We start from the raw sequence: 8,981 nt of genomic DNA on the forward strand, positions 1-8,981 counted from the left end.
AAGGGTGTGCTTTTTTTGTTGGATTTTTTAAAAAATTTATTGGGGGAATGGAAATGAAAGCGGGGGTGTATGTTGCAGGAGATACGGATGGTCTGAGATGTTATATGTCGCTTGATTTGAACGTAGATCGATGCTGGTGGGGCGTTCAACAAGCCAGAGAGACAGAATCGGTATTTTTCCGTCTCATTTCCCAGGGAATGCCTTTGCAATGGGCCACTCAATTGGCGGGATGCCAGCTCGATTTGTGCGTGAAAACTTGGAACCATGCAGATTGGATTCGAACCATCCAGTCGGGTCTGACCGAAGTGTTACATACAACGGATCTAGCCCATTTTGAACAGTTGTCAGGCATCGCCTATATAGGTAAGGAAAAAGATACGGCAATATCGGTTCTCGGAAATCCGTCGTTAGACGGAGCGAAAGCTATGAACTGGCTGAGAGGGTTGCATGTTTCCGCAGAACGGTTGGCTCCAGAAATGAAAGGAAGATCGCTGCTCGGTGGAGAAGTGGAATCCATGCTGAAGGAGCTTGATCCCGCGTTGGAAAAACAGTGGAGATCCATAGCCCAGTTTGCGTACTTGCAGGGAACTATCCGATTGGAGAATGCGGTCAAAACGAAGCATGGGAGCACGCTAAATTACTGTGTGCGTTGCGGCAGCGCTGCCAGCGGAGGCCCCTGCGGTTCATGCGGCTCATCCGTGTGCGCGAGGTGCGAGGCTTGCCGTGCGCTTGGACGAAGCCGTTCTTGTGAAGTGCTGGTATCAGGTATACCGCAGGAGAAAGACGCGGAAGCGTCTTCTGGCGTTTTCAACGCTCAACCGATGACCCAAACGGATTTGCGGACGAGGCTCCTGCATTGGAAGCTGAGTCCGGCACAGATCGAAGCTTCCGAACAAGCCGTGCGTTTTCTGGAATCGAAGGTTAGCGGTGCACGGCCCCTTTTCGCCAAGTCGATAGAAACGTCAGAAAAAGGAAGTCGTATCTGGCAACAAATTCAGTCCAGCGTACTGCCACATGATCCGAGATCCGACACCTCCGGCTATTCCGCCAAAGATCCAAGTAGCCGGTTTCTGCTCTGGGCAGTGACGGGAGCAGGCAAAACAGAGATGTTGTTTCCGTTAATCGAGCAGGTGCGCAGCCAGGGAGGCCGTGTGTTAGTGGCTACGCCGCGGCGTGATGTAGTGTTGGAACTGGCTCCGCGCCTGCGCAAAGCTTTTCCGAACGAAACGTTGGTTGCTCTGTATGGAGGCAGCGAGGAGCGTTGGCGGCGCGGAGGGGTGACGTTGGCGACTACGCACCAGGTGCTGCGTTTTGTGCAGGCGTTCGATTTGGTCGTGATTGATGAACTGGACGCGTTTCCTTTTCACGGCGATCCGATGTTGGCTTATGCTGCGGAACGGTGCCGGGCTATTGGCGGAAAAACCGTCTATCTGTCGGCAACGCCGCCTAAGCAGCTTCAGTCACTGGTGCGCAAAGGGCGTCTGGCTTGCGCGAAAGTGCCGGTCCGCTATCATCGTCATCCGCTGCCTGTTCCGGTGCTGCTGCGCGCGAGTTCCTTGTCTGAATGTTTGCGGAAAAAGCGCCTGCCCGATGTATTGCTGCGAAAATGGCGAGTATCGTTGGAGCGAGGGGCGCAGGTTTTTATTTTCGTGCCGAAAATCGCTTTTGCACAGCCGCTGGCGGCGTTATTGCGTGTTGCTTTTCCGGGGATTGCGGTTGGGGCGACTTCTTCGCAGGACGAAGAACGAACAGGCAAAGTGTTATCTTTTCGCGCCACGGATCTGAGAATGCTGGTCACGACGACCATATTGGAAAGAGGAGTGACGGTTCCGCGCAGTGACGTCTACATTTTGGATGCGGACAGTGGATTGTTTGACGAAGCCTCGTTGGTTCAGATGGCAGGCCGTGCGGGACGTTCAGCGGACGATCCGACAGGAAAAGTCGTTTTTGCAGCCGTTCAAAAAACGAAAGCGCAGACCGGAGCCTGTCGTCAGATTCGTCGGATGAACCGATTGGCTCGTCCTTTTCTGCTGCCTCAGTATGCTCGTCCGCTTGCGTTGCCCTGGATGTCTGTTCGAAAAAGCTCGGAGCCCAAGCGATGAGTATCGGGAACGTATTGCGCACCTTACTGATGCCGACCCGCGAGAATTGCCTGGTCTGCGGCCAATCGGCCAAGCTCGGACTGATGCTTCCGCTGCTCTGCGAACGTTGCGCCAGCCGGATTCCGTGGATCGTTAAGCCGCGTTGCGTCGTATGCGGGCGGGCACAGGGATGTCCGGATTGCCAGCGCCCCGAAGCGAAAGCAAGGGCTTTTGCCCTCAACCGTAGCGCCGTTCAATATGATGCGACGATGCGGGAGTGGATCTCGGCGTACAAATACGGAGGCGTCGAGCGGTTGGCAGAGCCTTTTTCGATCATGCTGGAGCAGGCGTACCGCCGAATGTGCCGCGAAGAAGTCGGCAGAGCTGAAGCGGCGCATCGGGCACGATTCAAATCGCATGTTTTCAAAGCCGATCTTATCACCTGGGTGCCCGTGAGCGAAAAGCGCCTCCAAGAGAGGGGGTTCAACCAAGCCGAACTCATGGCCCGCAAGTTGGCGAAACGACTGAAGCTTCCTGCGCGCGATCTGCTGATTCGAAACGTGCATACGGGCAAGCAAAGTTTTAAAAGCCGCGCCGAACGCTTGCGGAATTTGGACGATGCCTTTTCGTTGCTTCCTAATTTAGACCCCGGGGGCTTTCAAAAATGGGAAGCAATAGGAAGTCCAAAACGCCCCGGCGGGTCTTTTCCTATTGTGGTCCTGCTTGTAGACGATATTTACACGACAGGCACGACGGCAGCGGTATGCGCTTCGGTATTGAAAGGTTTGGAAAACGTACTCGATCGGCCCGTGCTTGTCTACAGTCTGACACTTGCGCGCTCGTAAAAGCGCTTGTAATGTATGCGCTTTGCGTTAAAATGATAGAAGTACTAACTTATCTTTGACAAGCTAGCAGGCAGAACCTTTAACTCATGAGAAGATTATCCGATATATAAGGTTATGCGGTATTTCAACGCCGGCTACGAACACGAAGGAGGCGCCCTCAAGATGAATTTGGCGAATTGTCCGCGCTGCGGCAAGGTTTTTGTGATGAATTATAAAGGAGTTTGCGCAAACTGCTTAAAAGATATCGAGAACGAGTACGAAGCATGCGTGAAGTATTTGCGGGACAATAAAGGTGCCCATATGCAGGAATTGTCGGACGAGACCGGCGTTAGCATACGGCAGATCACGATATTTATCCGCGAAGGACGCATTTCGACCGCGAGCGCGCCTAACCTGAGTTACGGCTGCGAAGTGTGCGGAACTTTTATTCACGAAGGAAATATATGCGAATCATGCCGCGCAAAATTAACGGGCGATTTGCGCGAAGCGGCCAAAGAACAGCCCAAGGCTCAGAAGAATACATCAAGCGGCGCGTACAAAGCTGTGGATCGGTTTAGAAACGACTAAAAAATCCGTGCCTGTCTACCCAGCAATAGGAACAAGGAAACAGAAATAGTCCAAATTTACGCTTGACAATTTAAATTTTTTTCTTAAATAGCTCTAAACAATGTTTGAACAGGCGCCGATAAACTTAGTATAAGCTTATCGGTGCTTTTACTTACTCAGCGAAAACTCAAACCTTTAGGAGGTTGAACATATTATGAAAATCAACGAACCCTCGAGAATTGCAGCCGTGAACCCTTACCAACGTACGCAAGAGACGCAACGCACAGAAGAAACGAAAAAAGCGGTGCGCAAAGACGAAGTGACGATTTCCACGGAGGCGATGGATATGCTGAAAGCAGCAAATAAACCGGCCGACAGCGAACGCGCAGCACGTATCCAGGACTTGAAGCAACAAGTAGCGGCCGGCACTTATTCGGTAGACGCAAATAAAATTGCCGAAAAGCTCTTACCATATCTCGGATAATAACCGATAAAGGTTATAACGGAATGGGGGACTTTTTCAGAAACCCGGTACATCCGGCGTTTTTGGGGAAGTCCTCTTTTTAAAATAATCGGAAAGAAAGGTGAACGATCTTGGCACTGAAGCAGTTGATCGGACAGCTGGAGCAGCTGAACCGTTCCCATCTCGAAATGATCGAAATCGCGGAGACGAAAAAGGAAGCCGTGATCAAAAACGAAATCGACGCGTTTATCGCTACGATGAATCGCGAGTCGAAATTGTTGAAACGGATCCAGACGGAAGACGAGCTGCGTGCGGAACTGGCTTATGCTTTTATGCAGGAACGCGGAATCAAATCCCGGCTAAAGCTGACGATTGCCGAAATTTCAAGACTGGTTTTCGATCCGGACGAGAAACGGGAACTGCTGGATGTGCACGCTCGCCTTTCGGATACGCTGATGCGTCTCAAGCAAATCAATGATATGAACCGCCAACTGATCGAACAGGCGCTGTCGTTTATCGACTTTTCCATGGAACTCATGGCGCACCGCCCCGAGCAAGACGTCACGTATCAGCACCCGGCTTCCCAGGGCTACGGTTACGGAAGCTCGGGCATGTTCGACAGACGCGGTTAACGAGTAAAGGAGAGAACCTATGACATCGACATTCCATTCCCTGGAGACGGCCAAGCGAAGCCTCTATACACAGACGACCGCGCTGAGCACGACCGGACATAATATCGCGAATGCCGGCACGGCAGGCTATTCGCGGCAAGTCGTAAAGACACAGGCAACCAGCGCTTTTGAAATGCCGGGATTGCGCAACTGGACAAGTGCCGGGCAACTGGGCAGCGGCGTTGAAGTGACTTCGATCTCGCGTGTGCGCGATTCGTATCTGGACGATCAGTTCCGCAGCGAGAACAGCGGACTGGGCGGCTGGACGGTACGTCAGGAAACGCTCAGCAAGCTGGAAGCGATCGTAAACGAACCTTCGGAATCGGGGCTTAGCACGGTCATGAACAACTTCTGGTCGGCCTGGTCGGACTTCAGTAAAGACCCACAGGATATTACCAACCGGAAAATCATCAAAGAAACGACGCTTGCGATGACGGATTCCCTGAATCAGACCGCCAAGCAGCTTGACGCGATGACGACCGATATCACGGCCAACATCAACTTGAAAGCGACCGAGATCAACTCGCTGCTGCAAACAGTCGCCGATCTGAACGCGGGTATCAAAAAAGTCGAAGACATGGGCAACAACGCCAACGATTTGAGCGACCAACGCGACTACGCGGTTGATCAGCTGTCGAAGATCGCGAACGTGACGGTGACCAAGCTGGATACGGGCTATCAGGTATCGCTCGGCGGCAACGTGGCGGTAGCCGGTACTACCGTGACTCCCGTAACGGAAGCAAGCCTGAAGGCTGCCTACGACGGCGGAACGCTGAACAAAGGCGAAGTGTACGGCATGTTTGTTTCGCGCGACGACTACGTCGTGGACTACCGTGCGCAATTGGACACGTTGGCGAATACCCTTGCGAACGGCCAATTCGAAATCACGCTTCCCGCGGGCAGCGTCGTTCCGGACGGCACGACGCTGAACGTCGTGAACGCGGACGGAACGCAGACGAGCACAACGTATTCCAACACGGCCGGCAACCGTACGCTGGCAAGCGATACGAAAGTCAAAGTCGACGGCATCAACGGGTTGATGAAAATCGGCTATACCATCAACGGCACGACGCCTTCGGCGGGGATCGACCTGTTCACTTCCGGCAGCGCGGGCGGCGCGATCACGGCAGGCAACATCACATTGAATTCGCAAATCCAAAGCAACCCGAACCTGATCGCATCGTCTTTCCGGGTAACAGGAGTCGGCACGACGAGCGAATCGGTCGTGACGGGCAACGCGGGACTCGCTTTGATCATGGCGGACATGAAAAGCACGAAGTTTGACTTTGGCGCCGCCGCTTCGACTCCGGTGACCATCGACGATTATTTCAGCTCGATCACGGGTCAGCTCGGCGTGCAGTCCAAAGAAGCGGCGCGTCAGGCGCAAAACGCGACGGATCTGTCGAGCCAGGTCGAAACGCTGCGGCAATCGGTCAGCGGCGTGTCCCTGGACGAAGAAATGACGAACCTGGTGAAATTCCAGCAGGCTTATAACGCAAGTGCGAGATTCATGACGACCTTCGACGAAATGCTAGATAAACTCATCAACGGCACCGGTACGGTCGGCCGCTAATTTTAGGGGAGGAATAATACAATGACCATCCGGATGACATCGAACATGATGAGCTCGACGCTCCTCGGTAACCTGAACCGCAATCTGTATAACATGGATAACCTGGAGCAGCAGATCTCTTCGGGACGTAAAATCAACAAGCCTTCCGACGACCCTGTAGGCGTGACCTATGCCCTTCGCTATCGTTCGCAGCTGGCAGGCAACGAGCAGTTCCAGCGTGCGACGGATACGGCGCAGAGCTGGCTGGACGAAACAGACAGCCAGATGGGGAGTGCGGGGGATGTCATGACCCGGTTGAAGGAATTGATGGTGCAGAGCAGCACGGGGACTTATTCGGAAACAGATATGGAAGCTGCCGCGAACGAAGTAGAACAGCTTAAGAAACAGCTTGTAGATATCGGCAACAGCAAGTTCGGCGGTAAATTTATTTTTAACGGCCAATCTTATGGAGATATGCCTTATCCAACGGCAGACGGTACTGATTATGCTCAAGTTGAAACTGATAATACTGCAGTGAAGTACGTGATTGGTGAGAACATCCAATTTCAGATCAACACATCGGGCAATGAGTTTTTTGGCATGAAGGGCGATGCGGATAACGTATTTGCTTCTATGGACCGTGTGATTGCAGCCATGAAGTCAGGAGATCAATCGGCAATTACGGCAGAAATGAGCGGTGTAGAGTCCAGAACGAATAAAATGCTTGCGGCGCGTTCGGAAGTCGGAGCGCGTACGAACCGTGTTGAACTGGTGAATAGCCGTTTGTTGGATCAGGAACAGAACACGACGACTTTGTTATCGAAGACAGAAGATCTTGATGTTGCGGAAGCATTAATCAAAGCAACAAGTGCTCAGACCGTTTATGAAGCTGCGCTTAAATCTTCGGCGAATATTATGAGTTCTTCTTTGATAGACTTCATGCGTTAAGAGGTTGGTATGTTGAAATTTGAGGTTTAAAAAGATAATCTGAAGCTATGGACAACGGTCTGTAGCTTTTTTAAATCGCGAGGAGGATCTACATGGTACAAATTCAATCGGTTCACTTGGGTGAATTAACGGTAGGCGAAGAAGATCTGATTACATTCCCTAAAGGAATCCCCGGTTTTGAAGAGGTTACGGAATACGTGTTATGCGATGTGGACGATACGTATAGTTATCTGCAGGCCGTTGATCAGGCAGAATTGGCGTTCATCGTTACTGATCCCTTTACTCATTTTCCTGATTACGAATTCGAGCTTTCTGACGAGTTGATCGAAGAGCTGAGCATCGCCGAGGAAAAGGGTGTAGCGATTCGCTGCATTGTGACCTGGAACAGCAATCCGGCCAGAACGACGATTAATATGTTGGCACCCTTGGTATTCAATGTTTCGGATCGTTTGGGCAGACAGATCGTACTGCAAAATACGGCTTATCAAACCAAGCACCTATTGAATCCGTCATCCCAAAGTGAAAGCGGGGAATCGTAATGCTGGTACTCTCGAGAAAAAAAGGCGAGTCCATCGTCATCGGCGACGATATTGAATTGACTGTTCTTTCCGTGGAAGGCGATACGATCAAGCTCGGGATTAAAGCTCCTAAGCAAATCGAGATTTTCCGCAAAGAGATTTTAGCCTCGGTTCAGGAAAATAACGAGAGCGCGGCGATCGATCCGAAGCAGTTTCTCGCTTTGCTTCAGGCTCATGCAAAAAAAGAGTAAAAAGAATAAGGGAATTCGAAAAAGCTATTCATGAAATCGGAATAGAGAACGATATATATTAAGGCAGGGGAAGCGGCGCAGAGCAATGAACTGCGAGCAACTCAAGCTAAAACAACCACACGGATGTGGGAATAAACAACTCAGGGAGGAAACATTATCATGATTATCAACCACAATATTCAGGCAGTAAATACGCACCGCAACATGGGGCTGAACAGTGCCGCAGCAAGCAAGAACATGGAAAAGCTGTCTTCGGGACTGCGGATCAACCGTGCGGCCGATGACGCGGCAGGCCTGTCGATCTCGGAAAAAATGCGCGGACAAATCCGCGGTTTGGAACAAGCTCAACGCAACGTGCAGGACGGCATTTCGTTCGCGCAAACGGCGGAAGGCGCGATGAACGAAGTCAGCTCGATGCTGGGCCGGATGAAAGAACTGAACGTGCAAAAAGAAAACGGTACGTACGGTTCTGGCGACAAATCGAACATCAATGCCGAGTTGGATGCGTTGGGTTCGCAAATCGACAGCATCATGACGAATACAAAGTTCAACGGAATCAAAATCACTTCGAACGTGAGCGTTCAAGCCGATGACTCCAGTTTCAAAATCTCGATTGCCGGCATCGACACCGGTGGTTTTGCAGGGCTTAACAAAGGAACCACGTTGTCCAATGTGAGCGGTGCTATTGAAAAAGTAGCAACGCAACGCGCAAACCTCGGTGCAGTGCAAAACCGACTGGAATACACGTCCAACAACCTGGGAACAACCGTGGAAAACCTGACGGCGTCGGAGTCGCGTATCCGCGATACGGATATGGCGAAAGAAATGGTTGCTCTGTCGAAAAACAACATCTTGCTGCAAGCATCGCAATCGATGTTGGCGCAAGCCAACCAGTCGCCGCAAGGCGTACTGTCGCTGCTTCGTTAATATTGGACTGAAAAGCTCCCCTTCTCCGGAAGGGGTTTTTTAATGAAGATTTATTTATGAAAATAAAAATCTGAGGCATTAGAATTTTTTTGATTTACTCTTCACAACCAAATCCTTCAGGTCGATAAATACAATAAGGAACGGGAAGACGTGCAGTGAATTTTACCGCATATTCCTGG

10 protein-coding genes are annotated in these 8,981 nt (G+C 51.3%); all 10 read left to right on the plus strand.

Going from position 1 to position 8,981, the window contains the following annotated elements; all coding sequences use genetic code 11:
- The first annotated feature begins 425 nt into the window (after positions 1 to 425).
- The 10 genes from WKI47_RS02040 (at position 426) to WKI47_RS02085 (ending at position 8,802) form a co-directional block, all read left to right on the plus strand.
- Complete coding sequence (locus WKI47_RS02040; RefSeq protein ID WP_340225524.1) at positions 426 to 2,102, plus strand: DEAD/DEAH box helicase; 1,677 nt, start codon at positions 426 to 428, stop codon at positions 2,100 to 2,102.
- The gene (locus WKI47_RS02045) at positions 2,099 to 2,926 is read left to right on the plus strand and encodes a ComF family protein (protein WP_340225525.1); all 828 of its coding nucleotides are present in this window, start codon (positions 2,099 to 2,101) and stop codon (positions 2,924 to 2,926) included. Before WKI47_RS02040 ends, WKI47_RS02045 begins: the two co-directional genes overlap by 4 nt.
- A gap of 162 nt (positions 2,927 to 3,088) precedes the next feature.
- A complete protein-coding gene (locus WKI47_RS02050) occupies positions 3,089 to 3,493 on the plus strand; it encodes a TIGR03826 family flagellar region protein (RefSeq protein WP_340225526.1) in 405 nt (134 codons plus the stop codon).
- Positions 3,494 to 3,686: 193 nt separating this feature from the next.
- On the plus strand, positions 3,687 to 3,956 hold the full coding sequence (gene flgM / locus WKI47_RS02055) for a flagellar biosynthesis anti-sigma factor FlgM (RefSeq protein ID WP_340225527.1): 270 nt from the start codon (positions 3,687 to 3,689) through the stop codon (positions 3,954 to 3,956).
- Between the two features lie 110 nt (positions 3,957 to 4,066).
- Positions 4,067 to 4,567, plus strand: a complete 501-nt coding sequence (locus WKI47_RS02060) for a flagellar protein FlgN (protein WP_340225528.1) — start codon at positions 4,067 to 4,069, stop codon at positions 4,565 to 4,567.
- A 19-nt stretch (positions 4,568 to 4,586) separates the two neighbouring features.
- A complete protein-coding gene (gene flgK, locus WKI47_RS02065) occupies positions 4,587 to 6,179 on the plus strand; it encodes a flagellar hook-associated protein FlgK (RefSeq protein WP_340225529.1) in 1,593 nt (530 codons plus the stop codon).
- A gap of 21 nt (positions 6,180 to 6,200) precedes the next feature.
- On the plus strand, positions 6,201 to 7,106 hold the full coding sequence (flgL, locus tag WKI47_RS02070) for a flagellar hook-associated protein FlgL (RefSeq protein ID WP_340225530.1): 906 nt from the start codon (positions 6,201 to 6,203) through the stop codon (positions 7,104 to 7,106).
- A gap of 92 nt (positions 7,107 to 7,198) precedes the next feature.
- Positions 7,199 to 7,645, plus strand: coding sequence for a flagellar assembly protein FliW (gene fliW / locus WKI47_RS02075; protein ID WP_340225531.1), 447 nt, complete (start codon positions 7,199 to 7,201; stop codon positions 7,643 to 7,645).
- The gene (csrA, locus tag WKI47_RS02080; RefSeq protein ID WP_340225532.1) at positions 7,645 to 7,875 is read left to right on the plus strand and encodes a carbon storage regulator CsrA; all 231 of its coding nucleotides are present in this window, start codon (positions 7,645 to 7,647) and stop codon (positions 7,873 to 7,875) included. Before fliW ends, csrA begins: the two co-directional genes overlap by 1 nt.
- Before the next feature lie 159 nt (positions 7,876 to 8,034).
- Positions 8,035 to 8,802 carry a flagellin gene (locus tag WKI47_RS02085; RefSeq protein ID WP_340225533.1) on the plus strand — a complete coding sequence of 256 codons (768 nt, stop codon included), beginning with the start codon at positions 8,035 to 8,037 and terminating at the stop codon, positions 8,800 to 8,802.
- The last annotated feature ends 179 nt before the right edge of the window (positions 8,803 to 8,981 follow it).

This window comes from Saccharibacillus sacchari, from assembly GCF_037722395.1.
In the GTDB taxonomy this organism is placed as follows: Bacteria; Bacillota; Bacilli; order Paenibacillales; family Paenibacillaceae; genus Saccharibacillus; species Saccharibacillus sacchari_A.

What these genes read in the sequence shown, in the direction of transcription:
- WKI47_RS02040 (WP_340225524.1), top strand. Translation starts at nt 426, where the DNA reads ATGAACTGGCTGAGAGGGTTGCATGTTTCCGCAGAACGGTTGGCTCCA.
- WKI47_RS02045 (WP_340225525.1), top strand. Translation starts at nt 2,099, where the DNA reads ATGAGTATCGGGAACGTATTGCGCACCTTACTGATGCCGACCCGCGAG.
- WKI47_RS02050 (WP_340225526.1), top strand. Translation starts at nt 3,089, where the DNA reads ATGAATTTGGCGAATTGTCCGCGCTGCGGCAAGGTTTTTGTGATGAAT.
- flgM (WP_340225527.1), top strand. Translation starts at nt 3,687, where the DNA reads ATGAAAATCAACGAACCCTCGAGAATTGCAGCCGTGAACCCTTACCAA.
- flgK (WP_340225529.1), top strand. Translation starts at nt 4,587, where the DNA reads ATGACATCGACATTCCATTCCCTGGAGACGGCCAAGCGAAGCCTCTAT.
- flgL (WP_340225530.1), top strand. Translation starts at nt 6,201, where the DNA reads ATGACCATCCGGATGACATCGAACATGATGAGCTCGACGCTCCTCGGT.
- fliW (WP_340225531.1), top strand. Translation starts at nt 7,199, where the DNA reads ATGGTACAAATTCAATCGGTTCACTTGGGTGAATTAACGGTAGGCGAA.
- csrA (WP_340225532.1), top strand. Translation starts at nt 7,645, where the DNA reads ATGCTGGTACTCTCGAGAAAAAAAGGCGAGTCCATCGTCATCGGCGAC.
- WKI47_RS02085 (WP_340225533.1), top strand. Translation starts at nt 8,035, where the DNA reads ATGATTATCAACCACAATATTCAGGCAGTAAATACGCACCGCAACATG.